Annotated in this window: 15 protein-coding genes; 8 read left to right on the top strand and 7 right to left on the bottom strand. The window is 61.8% G+C overall.

The window, feature by feature from the left end; genetic code table 11:
* Positions 1-123: 123 nt before the first annotated feature.
* Entirely contained in the window at positions 124-3,342 is a 3,219-nt protein-coding gene (locus CAURIM_RS10910) for an ExeM/NucH family extracellular endonuclease (RefSeq protein WP_236659384.1), read from the bottom strand.
* A 229-nt stretch (positions 3,343-3,571) separates the two neighbouring features.
* Between CAURIM_RS10910 and purS the strand changes: the two genes are divergently transcribed.
* Genes purS through purL form a run of 3 tightly spaced genes read left to right on the top strand, consistent with a single transcriptional unit; the run spans position 3,572 to position 6,790 of the window.
* Complete coding sequence (purS, locus tag CAURIM_RS10905) at positions 3,572-3,802, top strand: phosphoribosylformylglycinamidine synthase subunit PurS (RefSeq protein WP_039676532.1); 231 nt, start codon at positions 3,572-3,574, stop codon at positions 3,800-3,802.
* A complete protein-coding gene (gene purQ / locus CAURIM_RS10900; RefSeq protein WP_070645623.1) occupies positions 3,802-4,464 on the top strand; it encodes a phosphoribosylformylglycinamidine synthase subunit PurQ in 663 nt (220 codons plus the stop codon). Before purS ends, purQ begins: the two co-directional genes overlap by 1 nt.
* A gap of 28 nt (positions 4,465-4,492) precedes the next feature.
* On the top strand, positions 4,493-6,790 hold the full coding sequence (purL, locus tag CAURIM_RS10895) for a phosphoribosylformylglycinamidine synthase subunit PurL (RefSeq protein WP_201829137.1): 2,298 nt from the start codon (positions 4,493-4,495) through the stop codon (positions 6,788-6,790).
* Positions 6,791-6,865: 75 nt separating this feature from the next.
* Here purL and CAURIM_RS10890 read toward each other — a convergent pair whose 3' ends face one another.
* Both CAURIM_RS10890 and CAURIM_RS10885 read right to left on the bottom strand, forming a co-directional pair.
* Positions 6,866-7,825: an Abi family protein gene (locus tag CAURIM_RS10890; RefSeq protein WP_070645627.1), complete on the bottom strand. Its 960-nt coding sequence runs from the start codon at positions 7,823-7,825 to the stop codon at positions 6,866-6,868.
* A 297-nt stretch (positions 7,826-8,122) separates the two neighbouring features.
* Positions 8,123-9,160 (bottom strand): alpha/beta hydrolase, encoded by a 1,038-nt coding sequence (locus CAURIM_RS10885; RefSeq protein ID WP_201829139.1) that lies wholly within the window; start codon positions 9,158-9,160, stop codon positions 8,123-8,125.
* Between the two features lie 290 nt (positions 9,161-9,450).
* Between CAURIM_RS10885 and trhA the strand changes: the two genes are divergently transcribed.
* Positions 9,451-10,104, top strand: a complete 654-nt coding sequence (gene trhA / locus CAURIM_RS10880; RefSeq protein WP_236659413.1) for a PAQR family membrane homeostasis protein TrhA — start codon at positions 9,451-9,453, stop codon at positions 10,102-10,104.
* Between the two features lie 27 nt (positions 10,105-10,131).
* Here trhA and CAURIM_RS10875 read toward each other — a convergent pair whose 3' ends face one another.
* The 3 genes from CAURIM_RS10875 to CAURIM_RS10865 all read right to left on the bottom strand — a co-directional run bounded on the left by CAURIM_RS10875 (position 10,132) and on the right by CAURIM_RS10865 (position 14,279).
* Positions 10,132-10,770 (bottom strand): DUF6891 domain-containing protein, encoded by a 639-nt coding sequence (locus CAURIM_RS10875; protein WP_201829141.1) that lies wholly within the window; start codon positions 10,768-10,770, stop codon positions 10,132-10,134.
* A gap of 96 nt (positions 10,771-10,866) precedes the next feature.
* Positions 10,867-12,951, bottom strand: coding sequence for an acyl-CoA dehydrogenase family protein (locus CAURIM_RS10870; protein WP_201829143.1), 2,085 nt, complete (start codon positions 12,949-12,951; stop codon positions 10,867-10,869).
* A 29-nt stretch (positions 12,952-12,980) separates the two neighbouring features.
* Positions 12,981-14,279 (bottom strand): acetyl-CoA C-acetyltransferase, encoded by a 1,299-nt coding sequence (locus CAURIM_RS10865; RefSeq protein WP_070710528.1) that lies wholly within the window; start codon positions 14,277-14,279, stop codon positions 12,981-12,983.
* Positions 14,280-14,464: 185 nt separating this feature from the next.
* Between CAURIM_RS10865 and CAURIM_RS10860 the strand changes: the two genes are divergently transcribed.
* Together CAURIM_RS10860 and CAURIM_RS10855 are read left to right on the top strand one after the other, a co-directional pair.
* A complete protein-coding gene (locus CAURIM_RS10860; protein WP_201829145.1) occupies positions 14,465-15,814 on the top strand; it encodes a 3-oxoacyl-ACP reductase in 1,350 nt (449 codons plus the stop codon).
* Positions 15,815-16,744 (top strand): MaoC/PaaZ C-terminal domain-containing protein, encoded by a 930-nt coding sequence (locus CAURIM_RS10855; protein WP_070645641.1) that lies wholly within the window; start codon positions 15,815-15,817, stop codon positions 16,742-16,744.
* Between the two features lie 50 nt (positions 16,745-16,794).
* Here the strand turns inward: CAURIM_RS10855 and CAURIM_RS10850 are convergent, their stop codons facing one another.
* A complete protein-coding gene (locus CAURIM_RS10850) occupies positions 16,795-17,829 on the bottom strand; it encodes an acyl-CoA thioesterase (RefSeq protein WP_201829147.1) in 1,035 nt (344 codons plus the stop codon).
* 33 nt (positions 17,830-17,862) lie between these two features.
* Between CAURIM_RS10850 and CAURIM_RS10845 the strand changes: the two genes are divergently transcribed.
* Together CAURIM_RS10845 and purF are read left to right on the top strand one after the other, a co-directional pair.
* A complete protein-coding gene (locus CAURIM_RS10845; RefSeq protein WP_070443897.1) occupies positions 17,863-18,267 on the top strand; it encodes a sterol carrier family protein in 405 nt (134 codons plus the stop codon).
* Positions 18,268-18,301: 34 nt separating this feature from the next.
* Positions 18,302-19,789, top strand: a complete 1,488-nt coding sequence (purF, locus tag CAURIM_RS10840; RefSeq protein WP_201829149.1) for an amidophosphoribosyltransferase — start codon at positions 18,302-18,304, stop codon at positions 19,787-19,789.

Here is a 19,789-nt window from a genome sequence, read left to right as displayed (position 1 = left end):
CACTAGCAACCCCGCAACCGGAGGAAGAAAATTCCTGGTTAGAGGGGTAATCGGGCTGGTAGGAGAAAAGCCCCTCAGATGAGGGGCTTAACGAGACTGAATAAATACGCTCAGCAGAGTGCTTTATTTAGACCCGGTCGGGACGCAGGCCGCGCCGATGATGCCAAGCGCAGCCAGCAGGCCGAGACCACCGGCAGCGTACTGAGCTTCGCGCGGGATGTTGCGGGCCATCGACTCAATCTGCTTCCGGACCGGCTCGAAGCCCGGGATGTTGAACTGTGTATTGGCAAACCCAAGGAAGGCCAGCGGGATGGCAAGGGCTGCGGGGATGGCGAGACCGAGGGCAGTCGGCAGGCAGCGCTCGCCAGTAGAAGAACCGGTTTGGCTGGCGGGCTTGCTGTCTACCTTGATGGTTTCGGAAGTGCCATCGGTGTACTTCACAACGAGGTTGCCCGCAGCGTCAGTGGTCACGGACTCGATGCCACGGCCATCCTTGCCGTCTTGACCATCGGCGCCGTCCTTACCGTCTTTGCCGTCGCTACCCGGTGAGCCCTGGTCGCCCTTCGGTCCGACAAGGAGACCGAGATTATCGGTTGTGCCGTCGGTGTAGGCGACGATGACCTTGCCCCTGTCGTTGGTGGTCACGGACTCAATACCACGGCCGTCTTTGCCTGGCTTGCCGTCAGCGCCGTCTTCGCCGTCGGTACCATCCTTGCCATCGGCACCGACAACATTGCCGGCGTCTTCGGTGGTGCCGTCGGTGTAGGTGATGATGAGGTGGCCCTCGTCGTTGACGGTGACAGACTTGATGCTGCGAGACTCATCAGCCTGATCCTGGTCTTGAGCTGGATCCGGATTCTCAGCAGAGCCGCAGCCCTCGAGCTCGTCCGCAGAGCGCTTCACCGTCGCAAGGTTGAAGCCCACCTTGACCGGGTCGTGGTCGGAGGAACGGTACGGGTTATTGGCCTCAAAGACATCGCCGCCGGTGTAGTTGCGGCGGGAGTACTCCATGGCAATCGGCTCGTCGGAGTTGATGTTCCACGTCTGCGCGGCCTGGGCGTCGACGTGCTCGTTGGCCAGGATGTGGTCCAGGGAGCCGAGGCGGCCGGAGAACTGGTAGGAGGCCACGTCCTGCCAGTCCTCTTGGGCGTTGAGCTCCTCAACCGGGATGGTGTAGCCAGCGTTGCGGAAGACGGAGATGGCGTCTTCCTTGGAGTAAGCGTTTAAGTCACCCATGACGAAGGTGGCCTTCTTCTGCCACTTCGGCTGCTTGGACAAACCATCCAGGACTGCCTGGGCGTGGGCATTGCGCACGTTCGGGTTGTTGCCCTGACCATCGCCGGTGTCCTTGTCACCGTTGGCCACGGAGCCCTTGGACTTGAAATGGTTGGTTACCACCACGAAGGAATCGGGGCCCTCAGGAGCGCACTTATCAGCAACCGGCTTGAACTCCGCAGCGAGCGGGGTGCGGGCGGTACCCTTGAAACGCTCGTCCTCCAGCAAGGTGGCCTCACCTACTGGCTGGACGCGGTCCTTCTTGTAGATGATCGCGGTGCGGATGACGTCTGTATCGGCTGACGCGTTCGCCGGGGCCTTGACGTAATCCCACTTTTCAGACCCCGCACGGGAGTTGAGCTCACCCACGAGGTACTTCACAGCATCGTCGTAGGAACCGCCCACGGTGTTGGCGGCGTTCTCAATCTCCGACAGGCCGATAACATCGGCGTCGAGTCCCTCCAGCGCGGTGAGGATCTTGCCCTTCTGGTCGTTGAACGCGGACTCGGACCACGCGCCGCGGAAGGTGGGGCTGTCAGAACCCACGCCGTTGCCAAAGCGGTCATTGTAGGATTTCGCGCCGTTGTCTTCGCCCAGGTTGATGAAGAAGTTGAGCACGTTAAACGCCGCCACGGTGTAATCGCCAGCCACCTGCGGGGCCTCCGGACGGGCCGGGTCCCACGTAATTGGCAGATCTGCGGTAGCGGAGTCACCCGTAATCATCGTGGTGGGCTGGAAGCGCCACTGCTCGTGGCCGTAACCCAGGATGACGCCAGAGTCGGCAAACTCCACCTGGTTGGTGGTGCGGATGGTTTTGACCTCCGAGCCGTTGTGCATGATGTACGGCAGCTTCGTCGACGCGCCATCGCGGGTGAAGTCACGGGTGGAGCCGTCATCCAAGATGACGTACTTCGCCGCGTTAGCAGCCTCCATGTCCTTTTGCTCCTGGGTGCCAGGGGAGACAATATCGGTGGGCTGGCGCAGCGCCTCGGTGCCCGGTGCTAGACCGAGCTCGCCGTAGCGGTTGAGACCATAGTTATCGGTCACGGTGTGCACGCCAGGCTTGAGAAGCATGGACTCGAGCTTCTCTCGCTCCTCATCTCCCTCGGGTAGGGCATCGATGGCGAGCGGGGTGACGAGATCGAGTGCGGTGTCGAGGACGGAGCCTTGGGCAAGGGCGATTTGGGTCTGCCCGTAGTACTCATCAACGGTGCCGGTGACCTCGACGGATTCTCCAATCTCCGGGTAGAAGCCGGTGCCACCGGTGTAGACGAAGATGGCCTCCGAGGCTTTCTTCGGTGCGGTCTGGCCCGTGCCCGGGGTCTGGATGGTGAAGCCGTTGAGGGACTTTTCACCTTTCCACACCGCGGTCACCACGCCTTGGGTGGTGACGTTCTGGCCGTTGAGCGGGGACTCCGCGCCGGTGCCCTGGATTTCCGGGATGGTGACGGATGCGCCCGGCTCGGCCGGTGTGGGGTCCTCCGGCGCGGTGGCGCCACCGCCAGCAGACTTCGGCGTCGGCGCTGTAGCGCTGAAGTCAGCAACGTTGTCGTCGGTGTCGGTGCCCTCGGCGTCGCGTTGCGCAGAGGTGGAGTTGTTCAAGGCCTGGGCAGGGGAGCCCTCGCTGAGCGACGCCTCCCCGTACCCCACGAGGTCTACCTCGGCCCCGGAGGCGTCGTAAAGCTTCACCGAGCCCTTGGAGCCGGACAGATTCAGGTTCCCCTCTGCATCAGGAGCAGGAAGCGGCTCACCGGTACCGCCACCACCTTCCTGGATGAGGAAGTGGCCCGCGGCCGGGAGGGAACCGGACAGCTCGTGCTTTCCGCCAGAGTTGCCGGAGGCGGACAGGTACTCCACGGACCAGCCAGTGAGGTCGAGGTCAGCCGAGGTGGGGTTATAAAGCTCGATGAAATCGTGGTTAAACGCGGCACCCTTGTTGCCGCCGCCACCGTAGACCTCAGAGATGACGGCGTTGGAGCCGTCCACAAAGGCGCTGGCCTGGGGGACAACAATGCAGGTAGAGACAAGGGCGGCGATGGCAAGTGAGCCAATGCGTTTGAAATGCATGAGAGGTTCCTTGGATAGGTGAGAAAAGGGCAGCGCATCTCGTTCTACCTGGGTTTCGGGGCACGTGATACCGGAGCGCAGAGGGCGAGCTGGGGGTTAAGGTGGGATTCCCCAAGAATTCTTCAACCGTTTGGTTTGAATTCACTACCCCCAAAGATTCCGAATCTTTCTTGCCGGCGGGATAGACTGGCGGGGCACCTATACTCACGCACAGTAAGGCAAAATTTTCATGGCTCGTGTAGTTGTCAATGTCATGCCCAAGGCCGAGATTTTGGACCCGCAAGGCCAGGCCGTCGTTCGCGCGCTGGGCCGCCTGGGGGTTGCTGGTGTCAGCGACGTGCGCCAGGGCAAGCGTTTTGAGATTGAAGTTGATGATTCGGTCAGCGCCGAGGAACTCGAGAAGGTGGCTTCCACCTTGCTGGCCAACACCGTGATCGAGGATTACGAGGTCATCCAGTAATGAAGATCGGCGTTATTACCTTCCCCGGCACGCTTGACGACGTCGACGCGGCCCGCGCCGCCCGCACCGCCGGCGCCGACGTCGTGTCCCTGTGGCATGCGGATGAAGACCTGCGAGGAGTGGACGCCGTCGTTGTCCCCGGTGGCTTTTCCTACGGTGACTACCTGCGCTCCGGCGCTATTTCGGCGCTGGCCCCGGTGATGCGCGCGGTGGTGGAAGCAGCGAATAAGGGCATGCCGGTGCTCGGCATCTGCAACGGCTTCCAGATTTTGACGGAGGCTGGCTTGCTGCCTGGCGCCCTGACTCGCAACCAGGGACTCCACTTCCACTGTGTGGATACCTACCTCGAGGTGGAGAACGCGCAGACCTCCTGGACCAGTGAGTTTGAGCAGGGCCAGCGAATCCTGATTCCGGCGAAGCACGGCGAGGGCCGCTTCCAGGCGGATGCGGAGACCGTGGAACGCTTGGAGGGCGAGGGCCGCGTGGTCTTCCGTTATACCGATAACTTCAACGGCTCCATCAACGGCATCGCCGGCATCACCAATGAGGCCGGCAACGTGGTGGGGCTGATGCCGCACCCAGAGCACGCCATCGATCTTCTTACCGGCCCGTCCACCGACGGTCTGGGTTTGTTTGTGTCCGCCCTCAAGGTCGTCGCTTAACCCGCGCCGACGGTTATAAGGAGAAACAATGACCGTACACAACGACACCGTCGAGCAAGCAGCCGCGCAGCCTGAGCTGGAGCAGCCCTACCGCGAGTTGGGCCTGAAGGATGACGAGTACGCGCACATCCGCGAGATCCTGGGCCGCCGCCCGACCGATGCCGAGCTGACCATGTACTCGGTGATGTGGTCGGAGCACTGTTCTTATAAGTCCTCCAAGACGCACCTGCGCTACTTCGGTGAGACCATGACTGAGGAGATGGGCTCCAAGATTCTCGCCGGCATCGGTGAGAACGCCGGCGTGGTGGATATCGGAGACGGCAACGCGGTGACCTTCCGCGTGGAAAGCCACAACCACCCCTCCTACGTGGAGCCGCACCAGGGTGCGGCCACCGGCGTGGGCGGCATTGTCCGCGACATCATGGCCATGGGCGCTCGCCCGATTGCCGTGATGGACCAGCTGCGCTTCGGCCCGGCGGATGCCCCCGACACCAAGCGCGTTTTGCCTGGCGTGGTTGGCGGTATTTCGCACTACGGCAACTGCTTGGGCCTGCCCAACATTGGCGGCGAAACCGTTTTTGATGAGTCTTATGCTGGTAACCCGCTGGTTAACGCGCTGTGCGTGGGAACGCTGAAGGTGGAGGACCTGAAATTGGCCTTCGCCTCCGGTACTGGAAACAAGGTCATGCTCTTCGGCTCGCGCACCGGCCTCGATGGCATCGGTGGCGTGTCCGTGTTGGCTTCTGACACCTTCGAGGACGGCGCGGAGCGCAAGCTGCCGGCCGTTCAGGTGGGCGACCCGTTCGCGGAGAAGGTCCTCATCGAGTGCTGCCTGGAGCTGTACAAGTCCGGCATCGTCGTGGGCATCCAGGACTTGGGCGGCGCGGGCCTGGCGTGCGCCACCTCCGAGCTGGCCGCCGCCGGTGATGGCGGCATGGAGATCAACCTGGACAACGTCCCGCTGCGTGCCAAGGACATGACCGCCGCAGAGATCCTCGCCTCCGAGTCCCAGGAGCGCATGTGTGCTGTGGTGACCCCGGAGAACGTGGAGAAGTTCAAGGAGATCTGCGCGCGGTGGGATGTCACCTGCGCTGAGATTGGTGAGGTCACCACCGGTAAGCACCTCATCATTCGCCACCAAGGCGAGGTCGTTGTGGATGCCCCGGCCGGCACCATCGCGGACGAGGCCCCGGTCTACGACCGCCCCTACGCCCGCCCGGAGTGGCAGGATGCGCTGCAGGAGTTCAAGGGCGTCGAGAAGCAGGACCTTACCGTGGCGCTGAAGAAGCTCGTGGCCTCCCCGGCGCTGTGCTCCCGTGATTTCATCACCGAGCAGTATGACCGCTACGTGCGCGGCAACACCGTGCAGTCCCATCACGCGAACGCTGGTGTGCTGCGCATCGACGAGGAGACCGGCCGCGGTATCGCGGTATCGGCTGATGCTTCTGGGCGCTACACCAAGCTGGATCCGAACATGGGCACACGCCTGGCGTTGGCGGAGGCCTACCGCAACGTCGCTGTGACCGGTGCCCGTCCGGTCGCCATCACCAACTGCCTCAACTACGGCTCCCCGGAGAACCCGGACGTAATGTGGCAGTTCCGCGAGTCCGTGCACGGGCTTGCCGACGGCGCCGTGGAGCTCGGCATCCCCGTCTCCGGTGGCAACGTCTCCTTCTACAACCAAACCGGCGAGGAGCCGATCTTGCCGACGCCCGTCGTAGGCGTCCTGGGTGTCATCGACGACGTCCACACGTCCATCGGCAACGAGCTTGGACGCGTAGAGGAGCCGGAGGTCCTTGTTCTGCTGGGTGAGACCAAGGATGAGTTCGGTGGTTCCATCTGGCAGCAGGTAAACGCCCACGAGCAGGGCCATGCATCGAAGGACGGGCTCAATGGCCTGCCGCCGCAGGTGGACCTGGCCAACGAGCAGCGTCTCGCGGACTTCTTCGTGGGCAACGAAGGCCTGACCGCCGCTCACGACATCTCCGAAGGCGGTCTCGCCGTTACTGCATTCGAGATGGCCAAGCGCAGCGGCGTGGGCCTGAGCCTGGATCTGTCTAAGGTCCACGAGGACGCCTTCGTGGCAGCCTTCTCTGAGTCCGCCTCCCGAGTGCTGGTAGCAACGACCGCTGACCGCGTCGACATGCTGCTGCAGCGCGCCGAGGAGTGCGGCGTTCCGGCCGTCGTCGTCGGCCAGACCACCGACAACGGTGAGCTGGAGCTGGGCGGCGAGTCCGTTGCTGTTTCTGAGTTGCGCGAAGCTTGGGCGGCGACCCTGCCGGACCTCTTCGGTCACGCCGTCGGCGCGAACTCCGTCGTGGAGTAAAACGCGCAGTTCCGCTCAGCAGCGTTGACGCTGCATCAGCCCGGCTTCGGCCGGGCTTTTCCTTTTCCGAGTCATTTAAATTGTTTCTTCATCCCAGTTGCCATGAATACCGATACTGGCTTTTTCGACAAGAGGATTGGTGAGGAAGTGTCCATTTAACAAGGCCACTACTTTTTCAGGCCACGTGGTTCCAGGAGACACAGTCCGCAGTAAATGCGCCATGATTATCAAAGCGCCGAATAACTTCTCACTTTGATTCTCTGGAAGGATGTGTAGGTTTCCATTGTTCCGGATAACCTCAGTTGGAGCCGGAGCAAATGAACGATTCCACAGCCTTCCATGGTGGGCACATGTATTCCGAATGACAGTTAGCTGCTCGAGCCAACTCGCCAGCGGATGTTTCTTCGTAAGTCTTTGCTTCTGATTCCTATTCAAACTAGAGAAGTTGATCTTTATATTCAGCGCTTCCGAAATTGACCGTTGATCGTTGGATCCTAAGCCTGCATAGAGCTTTGAAATGTCCGAAAAATCGAGCACTTCAGCCACAACCCACATGGGATACTGTCCACCGTATTCATCAATGTAGTGCTTCACGGCGTCGCTCTTCTTCGCTCTCGCAAGCCGACCGTACGCTGTACTCAGCCACGACACGTGGTCAAAGTTTGGCCGAAAGTCGTCTGAACGGAGATAGAAAGTAGGATCATTGGGGTGTCGAGTACACAGTAGCTCGACGAGCTTGGTGCGCATCGCAACCTCGATTCGCTCCATACCATCATGAATCAGGGTACGGAGTTTCCGATCGGCTTCATATAAGGAGACGACGTCGGCAAAGTCAGTACCATCGACGAAGCTGCTAATTCGGCTAGTTCCGTCTTCAGTGAACTGTCTAGCCGGATACCAATAGGCGGAAAGCCGGTAGTAGCTGACGTGTGAAAACCATTGTTCAGCTAAAGCTCTGTCGATCTTCATGCCGCGGCTTTGCAGGCGAAGAATGTGTTCGCCAATGGTCGCTGCTGGCTTGAGCGTAGAAGACATGAAAAGCCAATCTAGAGGTGGGATGTGTTGCCACGATGACAGTGTTGGCGAGACTGCGCAAATAGAGATCCAGCCCACTCCGTGTTTCCGAAGGGAACCGGGCGGGCTGAACTATTAACCAAAATTTTACCGCAGAATCTTGACATGCGTCAATCCCTTTTTTCGGGCAAACGTGAACCTTGAAGATCTAGTTGTTTAGCTGAGGGTTAGTGGAATCAAATCCTGCAGTGGGTATATTTCGTGGTCGTGGTGATGAAGGGGGCTTGCGTCTGCAGTGAAGCGACAACCAGTCAAAACTTAGGCGCCGATAGTGCGGGCGATGGTCTGGTCCCAACTCAGCTTCATCTGGTGGGAGAAGAGGTTGAAGGTGTGCGAACCCTGGGGGCTGAAGTAGCGGTTCACGCGCACCCCGGCGTTGCGGGCGTTGCGGGTGAATTCCTCCGAGCACTGGTTGGCCACCATCTCTACCGCGCGGGGGCCCAGCCACTGGGCGGGGCTGTTGGTGCCATCGATGGGGCCCGGGGTGCCGGAGGCCGAGCCCACGAAGACCTCGACGTCGCGCAGGCGTCCGGGGTTGGCGTTGGGGTCGTGCTCGAACCACTGCGGGGAGCCTGGCAGGCCCCAGGCATTGAAGGAGGAGCCGCCGCCGTAGGCAATCATCGCGGTGGAGGTAGGGAAACCAATTGCACCGGAGCGCACCGGACAACCGGAGTAGGAGGCTGCGGCTTTGTAGCGCTGTGGGGCGTGGCCGGCGATGTCGAGTGCGGCGCCGCCAGTAGAAGAAATGCCGCCGATGGCATCGCGGCCGGTGCCGTGGAATTCGGCGTCGATCAGCGGGGGCAACTCAGCGGTCATGTAGGTGCTCCACTTGTTCACGCCCAGGATCGGATCCTCGGCATTCCAATCGGTGTAGAGAGAGTAAGCGCCGCCAAGCGGCATCACCACGTTGACGTTCTTGCCCACGGCCCAGTGGCGGATATCGGAGTGCGTCATCCAGTTCATGCCGGCCTGGCCGCCCTCCACGCCGGGCAGCAGGTAGAAGGAGGGGCGCGGCTTATCGCCCTCAGGGAGCAGGACGTTATTAGAAATCACCGCATGATTGGCCGGGGACCAGACGTCCACCACCCAGTGGTTGCCGCCCATGTGGCGCTTAGAGGTAATGAAGGCCTTGTCACCGAGCCAGGGCTGCGGGTTGGTCACGCGCGAGGAAACCTCGCCGATGGTGCTGGACTGTGCAGAGGCGGAGCCGACGCCTGCCGACGCCGCTCCCAGCGCCACCATGGTAGCTGCGAACAGCGCCGCGGTGCGGCGAGAGCGTGAGACAAAGGAAAGCATAATGTGGGTAGTTTACGTGGCCAGTGCCCTCGTGCTGCAAATATTGGAAGAAAAACTGGAGGAAACTTTCGCTCCACCCTTGTCTGCCGCAATGCTCGGCCGTATAGTTACGGATACGTAAGTTTTGGGAGTGAATGCGTTATGCGCACGACCCGCATCTCAGGCAAGGCAAGGCCCCCACTATGAACGCACCCAGTGCTCAGAAATCGTCCCCGCAAGAATTTCCAGTTGAATCAGGCTCTGTGCAGGAAAATAGCACGATAGAGCAGCTCATCCAGCGCACGTACTGGATGGCGGACCGCGGCCCGCGCCCATTAACGCGCGGCTGGGGTCACCTCTTTGCTGCGCTTGCGTCCCTGATCGCATCGACAGTGTTGATTACCTTTGCGTGGATGACGCTGCCGTGGTGGCAGGGGTTAGCAGTAACGGTGTATGGCGTCGGCGTGGTTGGCCTCTTTACAGTCTCGGCGCTGTACCACCGCTGGCCATGGGTATCGATGCGTGCTGTGCAGTGGTGGCGGCGTGCTGATCACGCGACGATTTCGGTGTTCATCGCGGCGACCTACACGCCGCTGTGTGCCATCGTGCTGGAGCCCACGCAGGCGCTATGGATGCTGACTGCTGCGTGGGTGGGCGCCACCATGGGGGTTGTCTTGAACTTGGTGTGGATTAATCATCCGCGGTGGCTGGACGTGGTGGTCTATCTCGTGCTGGGTTGGCTCATCCTGCCTCTGTTGCCGAATCTGTGGCACTCCGCAGGGCCGGCCGTGGTGTGGCTGCTTTTTGCGGGTGGCGTGGTCTATTCAGTGGGGGCGCTGATGTACGGCTTCAAGTGGCCGGGTCGCAACGCACGTTGGTATGGCTACCACGAGCACTTTCACACCGCGACGATTGCCGCGGCGGTGGTGCACATGGTAGCCATCTGGATGGTTGTTGCGGGCTAGCTTTAAAGGATCTATTGAAAGCGTCTATTAGGCGTTGGTGAGGTCCTCCGCGAGGGGAAATTCGACAACTAGGCCTTGGCAGAGCACACGTGCGTTAGGGTTGCCGTCCCAGGTGGGGTTGAAACCAACAGCGCGCAGCGCTTCGACGAGTTGCTCGCCAACGCTTGCTGGCGTGCTGAGCTCGTCATCGGTTTTCATGGTGCCGAAACCGAAGAAGAGGTCGCCGGTGTGAATCAGCCTGTCGACGTCCTGCATGTGGCAATAAACATATCCTGCGGCATCGTCTTCTTCCGCTTGTTCGGCTCCGCACTCAGCGCCGTCGGAGGCGTCCCACCCCTCGTCGAAGCTGAAAGCTAGGTTGCGCTGTTGCAGCTCATCCCGAAGGGCGTCGAGGCGCTGTGCATCAGCAGACTTTTCTGTAACTTTTTGAGCGTATTCGGCGGCAACTTCGTCGATGATGGCGTCGAAATCTTCTGGGAACGGTTCCTGGCGGGTGCTCTTCCAATCAGAGGGATCGTCGAGAAGCTCGAAGAAGTCGTTGTGAATGTCCTGGCGTGAATGGCCGTGGCACAGATGCAGCGAGATGTCGTTGCGAAGGGTTCCGGAGACTAAGAGATCCTCGGAGGGTGGGAAGGAACTGGAGAACATGGCGTGTGAGGTAGTCATGCTTGTGGATGGTAAATGTGTGATACTGCGCGTGACTGAAAAGCAGGGAGGGCACCCCGCCAGATGGCGGAAGTGCCCTCGAGATGCGTGGCGTGACTAGACGTGGAGCGGATCCACACCGGCCTCGGTGAGCATCGGGATGTTGTGTACCTCAGGCGGAACGCCGAAGGCATCCACGAGTACGACGGACCATGGTGCGAGCGAATCGACGAGGTCGTTGATAGCAGCGCGGGCGGCCTTCATGCGGCCGGCCGGAATCAGGTTGTGCTCCTGGTACCAGCCCGCGTGCTGAACCAAGGTGTCGAAGACAAAGAGGTGGCGCAGCTGCTCGAAGACCTGGCGTGCCAGCGAACCTTCCTCAAGACGCTCCTCTGCCTCAATCATGGCTTGGACCAACAAGGTATCCACACGGGCCCAACCGGCGGCGATGAGGTGATCCTGGCACTGGTCCACGATGGCAGCAGCCTGCACCTTATCGGCCTTGCGGGCTGGCTGGATGCGGCGCACGAGGGAGAAGAGGATGGACTGGGCACGGTCGTCGATCAGCTTGGCCTGGTAGGTGGCGTCGAAAAGCGAAGCCTCAGAAGGATTCACGCGGTCCACCAGGCTTTGCAGGCGGGTGGTAAAGCCGTAGCGGCGGCGAACCACATCGGTGGCGGTGGAGGCCGCGTATTTTACGGTGTCCCACGGGCTCATGTCATTCATCGCGCGGCCATAGGCGGTGAGCAGGTTCTTGCCCACCATCTGGATGAGCACGGTGTTATCGCCCTCGAAGGTGGCGAAGACATCGGAGTCGGCGCGGTAGGTGGTCAAGCGGTTCTCCGACATGTAGCCAGCACCGCCGCAGGCCTCGCGGCATTCCTGGATGGTGCGGGTGGCGTGCTGGGTCTGCGCAGTCTTGATGGCCGCAGCCAGGGATTCCATCTCGCGGGAGGCGAACTTCTGCTCTTCGGTCGGTTCCGTCACCGACCACGTTCCGGCCTCATGCTGATCGTTTTGCTCCTGGTAGCGTTCCAGAATCTGGTTGTAGAGCAGGTGCAGCGCGTAAGTACGGGCCAGCGGAATGAGCAGGCGGCGACGGTGCTGACGGTGCTCGATGAGGCGCTTTTCCGCGCCGGTGGCTCCTTCGAACTGGCGGCGGCGGTTGGCGTAGCGGATGGCGATGTCCAGGGAGGCCTCGGTGGCCGCGCCCGCTGCGCCGGATACACCGATGCGGCCGCGGATAAGCGTGCCCAGCATGGTGAAGAAGCGGGCATTCTTGGACTCGATCGGGGAGGAGTACTTACCCTTCTCATCGACATCGGCGAAGCGGTTGAGCAGGTTCTCGCGTGGCACGCGGACGTTGTCGAAGCGCAGGGTGCCATTATCGACACCCACCAAACCACCCTTGTGGCCATGATCGCCCAGGGTGACGCCTGGTAGCTCGTTGCCTTCTTCATCGCGGATAGGGACGATGATGGCGTGGACGCCATGGGAGCGGCCATCGCTGTCCGGGGTAATGAGCTGGGTGAAGACGACGGCCGCACGGCCATCCTTGGCGGCGTTGCCGATGTAGTTCTTCACCGCGGAATCGGAGGGGGTGTTGATGATGAACTCATCGGTCTCCGGGTCGAAGGTTGCGGTGGTCTCTAGGGATTGTACGTCGGAGCCGTGGCCGCGCTCGGTCATGGCGAAACAGCCCGGAAGCTCTAGGCTGGCGGCCTTGTTGATCCAGTCGAGGTGGCGCTCGGTGCCCAGCTGATCTAGCGCGCCACCCCACAGGCCCCACTGCACACCGGACTTGATGGCCAGCGAGCCATCAACCCAAGCTAGGCCCTCGAGGGTGAAGGTGGAGAGATTCGGTTTGCCGGCGCCGCCGTGTGCGCTGCGCAGGCCGTGGCTGAATCCGCCGAAATCGCGAACCTTGGAGAGGTTCTCAAAGGTGTGCTGGCGCTGCTCCGCCATGGACAGGTGGGGCTTTGGGAAGAGCTCCGGGTCATTGAGGAAGGTGCGCAGTTCCTGGCGGAAGGCGGCATGGGGGCCGTCGAGAAGCGCGGCAAGTTCGGTGGCGACGGAAGGCTTGGGGGTGGTGGGCAGGCGGTGCGGGCTGCGGGCCTCCGCCTTGGGCGCATCGGTGGTGGCTTGGTTGTTGAGCTCTGGGGAGACGGGTTTCTTGTCTGAAGAAGACTTGGTGAGTGCCATGATGGGGGTCCTTTCTGAGAGGGCGGTGCTTAACGCTCGACGATGGCTGCGACACCCTGGCCGCCGGCGGCGCAGATGGAAATGAGGGCGCGTCCGCCGCCGTTTTCCTCAAGAATCTTGGCCGTGGTGGCGAGGATGCGGGTGCCGGTAGCGGCGAAGGGGTGACCGGCTGCTAGAGAAGAGCCCTTGACATTGAGCTTGGCGCGGTCGATGGGGCCGAGTGCAGACTGCAGGCCGAGGCGCTCGCGACAGTAGGTCTCGTCCTCCCATGCAGACAGGGTGGCGAGTACCTGGGAGGCGAAGGCCTCGTGGATCTCGTAGAAATCGAAATCCTGCAGGCTTAGGTTGTTGCGCTCGAGCAGGCGCGGGACCGCGTAGGTGGGGGCCATGAGTAGGCCGTCGGGGCCGTGGACAAAGTCGACGGCCGCGGTCTCGGAGTCCACCAGGAAGGCGCGGGGTTCGATGTTGTGTTCGGCAGCCCACTCTTCAGAGCTGAGGAGGGCCACGGAGGCGCCGTCGGTCAGCGGCGTGGAGTTGCCTGCGGTCATGGTGGCCTGCGTGCCGTGCTGCTCGGCATCGCGTTTACCAAAGACTGGCTTCAGCTTGGCTAGGGACTCCAGGGAGGAGTCCGGGCGCAGGTTGGTATCGCGATTGACGCCGAGGAAGCCGGTGGTGAGGTCATTGAAGAAGCCCTCCTCCCAGGCCTTGTGGAGGTTCTGGTGGGAGGCGAGTGCCAGCTCGTCCTGGGCTTCGCGGCTGACGTTCATCTCGCGGGCGGTGATGGCGGCGTGGTCACCCATGGAGAGCCCAGTGCGGGGTTCGCCATTCTGCGGCTGCTCCGGAGCCAGCTGCGATGGGCGGATGGAGCCGACGAGCTGTGCGCGCTGTGCGGCGGTCTTGGCACGGGTGAGGTTGAGCAGTGTGCGTCGCAGCGTGTCATTGACAGCCAGCGGGGCGTCTGAGGTGGTGTCCGTTCCTCCTGCGATGCCGGCGGAGATGCGTCCTTGGGCGATGGCATCGCCGACGTGGATGGCTGCCGCAAGGGAAGTGCAGCAGGCCTGCTGCATATCGATAGCTGGCGTCGTGGAATCGAGGGCGGAGCCGAGTACGGATTCGCGGGTGAGGTTGAAATCGCGGGAGTGCTTGAGAACTGCGCCGGCTGCCACGAGGCCTAGGCGTTCATCGTGCAACCCGTAGCGTGCCACGAGGCCATCCAGTGCACTGGTAAGCATGTCCTGGTTGGACGCATGAGCGTACTGCTTATTGGAGCGAGCAAAGGGAATGCGGTTGCCACCCAGGATGGCTACGCGGTGCGGGGGGTTGGTCATTGAAAACTCCTTCGCGAGTGGTCTTGTGCGAATCGTCCCAGTGGGAGGGGGTAGCAACCCGACTGTTTATTTCGCGTCACAACTAAAGTGATATTGTTAGTTCTATCACTTAATTAACTAACCTTGCAACCGCTCGATCAAGGCTTGCAAGGTTGTGAAGAACCGAGAAAGGAACAGGCCAGCCTATGCCGCACGTCACATTTGCTGAGAAGCTCATCATCTCACCGCTCGCCGCCAAAGCAGGAGTACCGCAGGGGTACCCCCTGCGCCGCCACAAGGTAGGGGAACCGGCGCTCGATGGTCCCATTGTCATCGGCGGTCAGGGGCGCATCGCAGACTTCTTGCGCTCCCAGCTAGCCGTGGACTACCAGGTCATCAACTCTTCGGCAGAGGCGAAGCGCGCTGCCCTCGTTTTTGACGCCACCGGCCTAGACACCCCTGAACAGCTGCGTGAGCTTTATGACTTCTTCAACCCCCAGATGCGCAACCTCCTGCCATGCGCGCGCTTGGTAGTTGTCGGTACCACCCCGGAGGCGGCAGATACCATCGACGCCCGCATTAGCGCACGCGCCCTCGAAGGCTTTACCCGTTCTTTGGCTAAGGAGATGCGCAAGGGCGGCACTGTGAACCTGGTGTGGGTAGACCCCGCGGCCACCGCAGAGGTGGAATCCACGGTCCGCTTCTTTCTTTCCGGAAAGTCGGCTTTCGTGGATGGGCAGGTTGTGCGCGTCAGCGCCCAGGGACAGGTGCCTTCCGGACATAGCAGACATAGCAGTGGGACACAGAACTGGGAGCAGCCACTCGATGGGCGGCTTGCAGTGGTGACCGGTGCCGACCGCGGTATCGGCGCCACCATCGCGGAAGTGCTGGCGCGCGACGGTGCCAGCGTTATCTGTATCGACGTCCCACAGGCCAGCGAGCACCTGGCAAAGACCGCGAACAAGGTCAAAGGCACCGCGCTGCCTCTCGACGTCACTGACCCTCAGGCCGCGGACAAGATTGCCCAGCACGCCCAGGAGCGCCATGGCCGAGCTATTGACGTCATCGTTCACAACGCCGGCATTACCCGTGACAAGCTTATGGCCAATATGAATGAAGGCCAGTGGGATGCTGTCCTGGCCGTTAACCTTCTGGCGCCGGTGCGTATCACCGAAAACCTTCTGGAGTCTGGCTCCCTCGCGCCGGGTGCGGCCGTGGTCGGTGTGTCCTCCATGGCCGGCATCTCCGGTAACCGCGGCCAAACGAACTACGCCACCACCAAGGCCGGCATCATCGGGCTGGTCGACGCCCTGCGTCCCGTCCTCGCCGAGAACGGCTCCACCATCAATGCCGTGGCGCCGGGCTTCATTGAGACCGCCATGACCGCCGCGATGCCGACCGGCCCGCGCGAGATCGGCCGCCGTTTGAACTCACTGCAGCAAGGCGGCTTGCCTGTTGACGTCGCCGAGACCGTCGCTTTCTTCGCCTCGCCGGCCTCCGCGGCGGTAAGCGGCAACACCGTCCGCGTCTGCGGCCAGAACCTCATGGGAGCCTAAATGAACGTCACCACACTCAACGAGATTCCAGATCTTCCTGCGCTCTACCGCAGCCTGATGGTAGGCGCGGTGCCCATCCCCGGGCTGGGGGCAGGCAAGCGCAAGGTCGACGACCCACAGACTGCTTACCGGGTCGCGGGAGTGCGCGTAGACACCGAGCACCTCGCACGATATTGCCAAGCCACGGGCCTGCGTCTGGGCAACGAGCTGCCCGCTACTTATCTCTACGCGCTGGCCTTCCCGCTCGCCATCAAGGTGATGGCCGCCCAGGACTTTCCTTTCCCCGCTGTGGGCGTGGTGCACCTGTCCAACCGTATTGAACAGATCCGCCCGCTGCGCGTCGACGAGAGCTGCGACATCACCGTGCATGCGGAAAACTTGCGACCGCACCGCAAGGGGCTGGTCATTGATATGGTGACCACCTACAGCGTGGAGGGGGAGGAGATCTGGCGCCAGACATCGGTCTTTCTAGGCCAAGGCGCGAAATTCACCAAGGACACCCCGCGGCAAGTGAAAACGCGCCCGGAGGCCGAGCGTTTCCTCGACTTCCCCGGCGATGAGGTGGGAACCCCCACGGCAACGCTGCGCTTTAGTGCCGAGAGCACTCGCGTCTATGCGGCGGCATCTGGCGATAAGAACCCCATTCACGTTTCCGCCGTGGGAGCCAAGCTCTTCGGCTTCCCCGCGCCCATCGCGCATGGCATGTACACGCACGCCCGTATGCTGTCGGTGCTCGACGGCACCCTTCCGGGTGCTGTTCGCATCAGCGCGGATTTCTACAAGCCCGTCATTCTTCCAGCGAGCACGGGAGTGTTTGTGGCTCCGAGCGTCGCCACAAACAGTGAGATCGGAGCCCGCACCGTTGCGTTGCGTAAGGCCAAGGACCCAAGCTCCCTCCACGTGGCGTGCCGGGTTGAGCCAGTGGACTAGCCCCTCGGCACTAGCGCCAAGCAGCTGTGGGGTGGTGGGGGAGCCTCGGGCTAATCTACGTGCTGGTGCTGTGGTGCCACCACCAGCGGCTTCGGGGAGTACTTGCCACGCAGGCCACGAAGAATGCCGGCGTGCTCCCAGAGGCGCTTATCCTCTTCGGTGCGTGGAGTGAACTGGCGGGCAGCTAGCGGCTGCCAGTCGGCGTCCATCGCCATGTAGGAGACGGTGGCGTGGATGGCGGTTTCCAATTGCTCGCGGCCACCGCGCGGGTTGCCCGAGCGCACGTGGACCGACATCTGCATCGAGCGGGTATCCGTGCGCATCATGCGGGCATCCACTTCGATGAGGTCTCCAATGTGAATGGGCCGGTAGAAGCGAATACCACCGGCATAGACCGCGACGGTGTGCTCACCCGACCATTCCATAGTGCAGGCAGCGCCGGCCTCATCAATCCATTCCATGGCCGTTCCGCCGTGAACGTTGCCGCCCCAATTGACATCGGTGGGCTTAGCCAAGAAGCGGTTTACCATTCGGGGTGCATCGGAAGGGCCATCATAAGTCTGCTTTTCCATTTCCGCTTCGATGGCCTGGCGCAGCTCGATGCGGGATTCTGCAGCCTCCCACACACGCTGGTGCTCAGTGGTGCCCGGAATCAGCGGCGGAACAGCCACCGACTTTCCGGTCTCGGTGTCCTTAGCTACGAAGATGACCAGGCAGTCGCAGGCGCGGGTAAAGATACCATCACGCGGATCGGCGGAGAGCACCTCGTTGACGATGTGCATGGAGGATCGCCCAGTCATCGCGATTCGTGAGCGCACCTCCACCAAGTGGCCCGAAGGGATTGGGCGAGTGAAGTGAATATGGCCCACGTAGGCTGTCACGCAGTAGGTGCCCGACCACTGGACCGCGCACGCATAGGCGGCCTTATCGATCCACTCCAGAACGCGGCCGCCGCCGATGCCTTGGGCGCCGGCGATAGTGAGATCTGTCGGGGCGGCCATAAACCGCAGCGTGATGGAGGGAGACTTGCCGGTGGGAACCAGCTTCTTTTCTTCCGAGGAGCTTGGTGGCATGGTTGGTGACATGGATAACAAAGTATCAGGGAGCGTGCTGACCGTATGAAAAAGGCTGTTGATGCCGCCACCACCCGCGCTGCTGTCGAAGCGGTGGAGGAGTGGATCCGTGACCCTGAAGGGGTGGAAAAACCAGGTCGCCCGGCCCTTGCGAAAGCCACTCGGACCACAGCTCGCCTGTTGGAGGCGGACGCGCCGGGTCACTCCGTGGAATTGCGGGTCCCCCCATTCGTGGCAGTGCAGTGTATCGCCGGGCCTCGGCACACCCGGGGTACTCCTCCGAATGTGGTGGAGACGGATCCCCAGACGTGGTTGCAGCTGGCCACGGGCGTCCTGGACTGGGAGCAGGCGCTTCACGACGGCCGCGTGGACGCCTCCGGCTCCCGTTCTCACGAGATCGCTGGCTGCCTGCCCGTGATTCCGTTAGTTTTCACTGGCCGGAACGGCTAGGATTAGCGCCGTGGTAGCTGAACACGTCCAGAGCATGACTAAGCCCCTGTCTACGGATCCCAGCCTGGATCCGGAGCCCCGCGAAGAATGCGGAGTCTTTGGTGTTTGGGCACCAGGAGAAGAGGTTTCCAAGTTAACCTACTTCGGACTTTTCGCCCTCCAGCACCGCGGTCAAGAGGCCGCCGGCATCGCGGTCGGGGATGATGACCGCATTGTTGTCTTCAAAGACATGGGCCTAGTCTCCAATGTCTTCGATGAATCCATCCTCACCTCACTGCACGGAAACGTGGCCGTCGGCCACACGCGTTATTCCACTGCGGGTGGCAAGGAATGGTCGAATGTACAGCCGATGTTTGGGACGTCGCCCAGCGGCGTCGACATCGCGCTTGGTCACAACGGAAACTTGGTGAACTACCAGGAGCTGCGCACCAAGGCTGTGGAACGCGGGCTCATCAAACCGCAGGAAGAGTCCGTTTCGGACTCCATGTGTCTGTCCATCTTGTTGGCTGATGGCGTGAGCGAAGACAGTAGCGTGTTCGATTCCGCTTTGCAGCTCTTGCCCACCGTGAAAGGAGCGTACTGCCTGACCTTTACGGACGGGCACACCCTCTACGCCGCCCGCGACCCGCATGGCGTGCGCCCGCTTGCCCTCGGTCGGCTCAACACGGGCTGGGTGGTAGCCAGTGAGACCTGTGCGCTCGATATCGTCGGCGCGCAATTTATTCGGGAGATCGAACCGGGCGAACTCGTTGCTATCGATGAGACGGGCATTCGCTCCGAGCGCTTTGCAGAAACTAAGCGCCACGGCTGCGTCTTCGAATATGTCTACCTGGCGCGGCCGGATACCAATATCAAGGGCCGTTCGGTCAACGCTACGCGCGTGGAAATTGGGCGTCGTCTAGCGCGCCAGTACCCAGCACCCGATGCGGACATGGTGATCCCCGTTCCTGAGTCCGGCAACCCGGCCGCCGTGGGATATGCCCGCGAATCCGGGCTGACCTTTGCGCATGGCTTAGTGAAGAACTCCTATGTGGGGCGCACCTTCATCCAGCCCACACAGTCCCAGCGGCAGATGGGCATTCGCCTCAAGCTCAATCCGCTGCGGGAGGTCATCGAAGGCAAGTCCATCGTGGTGGTGGATGATTCGATCGTGCGTGGTAACACGCAGCGCGCACTAATCCGGATGCTACGGGAAGCCGGCGCTGCCGAAGTTCACGTGCGCATTGCCTCCCCGCCGGTGAAGTGGCCATGCTTCTACGGCATCGACTTTGCCTCGCCAGGCGAGCTTATTGCCAATGCCAACCCCTCCGATGATCCGGAAGAAGTAGCACAGACCATCTGCACTGCGATCGGTGCGGATTCGCTGGGCTTCGTCTCCACCGATGAGATGGTGGCGGCTACCCAACAGCCACGCAACGAACTGTGCTGCGCATGCTTCGATGGGAAGTACCCACTCGGACTGCCCGCCGGAAACCCGAATGCTGAGGCCGTGCGCACCCTGCAGGGCTCGACGACAAACTAA

Source organism: Corynebacterium aurimucosum (genome assembly GCF_030408555.1).
GTDB lineage: Bacteria > Actinomycetota > Actinomycetes > Mycobacteriales > Mycobacteriaceae > Corynebacterium > Corynebacterium aurimucosum.
This window is presented reverse-complemented; position numbering and strand designations above follow the sequence as displayed.

What these genes read in the sequence shown, in the direction of transcription:
- CAURIM_RS10910 (WP_236659384.1), bottom strand. Translation starts at nt 3,342, where the DNA reads ATGCATTTCAAACGCATTGGCTCACTTGCCATCGCCGCCCTTGTCTCT.
- purS (WP_039676532.1), top strand. Translation starts at nt 3,572, where the DNA reads ATGGCTCGTGTAGTTGTCAATGTCATGCCCAAGGCCGAGATTTTGGAC.
- purQ (WP_070645623.1), top strand. Translation starts at nt 3,802, where the DNA reads ATGAAGATCGGCGTTATTACCTTCCCCGGCACGCTTGACGACGTCGAC.
- purL (WP_201829137.1), top strand. Translation starts at nt 4,493, where the DNA reads ATGACCGTACACAACGACACCGTCGAGCAAGCAGCCGCGCAGCCTGAG.
- CAURIM_RS10890 (WP_070645627.1), bottom strand. Translation starts at nt 7,825, where the DNA reads ATGTCTTCTACGCTCAAGCCAGCAGCGACCATTGGCGAACACATTCTT.
- CAURIM_RS10885 (WP_201829139.1), bottom strand. Translation starts at nt 9,160, where the DNA reads ATGCTTTCCTTTGTCTCACGCTCTCGCCGCACCGCGGCGCTGTTCGCA.
- trhA (WP_236659413.1), top strand. Translation starts at nt 9,451, where the DNA reads ATGGCGGACCGCGGCCCGCGCCCATTAACGCGCGGCTGGGGTCACCTC.
- CAURIM_RS10875 (WP_201829141.1), bottom strand. Translation starts at nt 10,770, where the DNA reads ATGACTACCTCACACGCCATGTTCTCCAGTTCCTTCCCACCCTCCGAG.
- CAURIM_RS10870 (WP_201829143.1), bottom strand. Translation starts at nt 12,951, where the DNA reads ATGGCACTCACCAAGTCTTCTTCAGACAAGAAACCCGTCTCCCCAGAG.
- CAURIM_RS10865 (WP_070710528.1), bottom strand. Translation starts at nt 14,279, where the DNA reads ATGACCAACCCCCCGCACCGCGTAGCCATCCTGGGTGGCAACCGCATT.
- CAURIM_RS10860 (WP_201829145.1), top strand. Translation starts at nt 14,465, where the DNA reads ATGCCGCACGTCACATTTGCTGAGAAGCTCATCATCTCACCGCTCGCC.
- CAURIM_RS10855 (WP_070645641.1), top strand. Translation starts at nt 15,815, where the DNA reads ATGAACGTCACCACACTCAACGAGATTCCAGATCTTCCTGCGCTCTAC.
- CAURIM_RS10850 (WP_201829147.1), bottom strand. Translation starts at nt 17,829, where the DNA reads ATGTCACCAACCATGCCACCAAGCTCCTCGGAAGAAAAGAAGCTGGTT.
- CAURIM_RS10845 (WP_070443897.1), top strand. Translation starts at nt 17,863, where the DNA reads ATGAAAAAGGCTGTTGATGCCGCCACCACCCGCGCTGCTGTCGAAGCG.
- purF (WP_201829149.1), top strand. Translation starts at nt 18,302, where the DNA reads ATGACTAAGCCCCTGTCTACGGATCCCAGCCTGGATCCGGAGCCCCGC.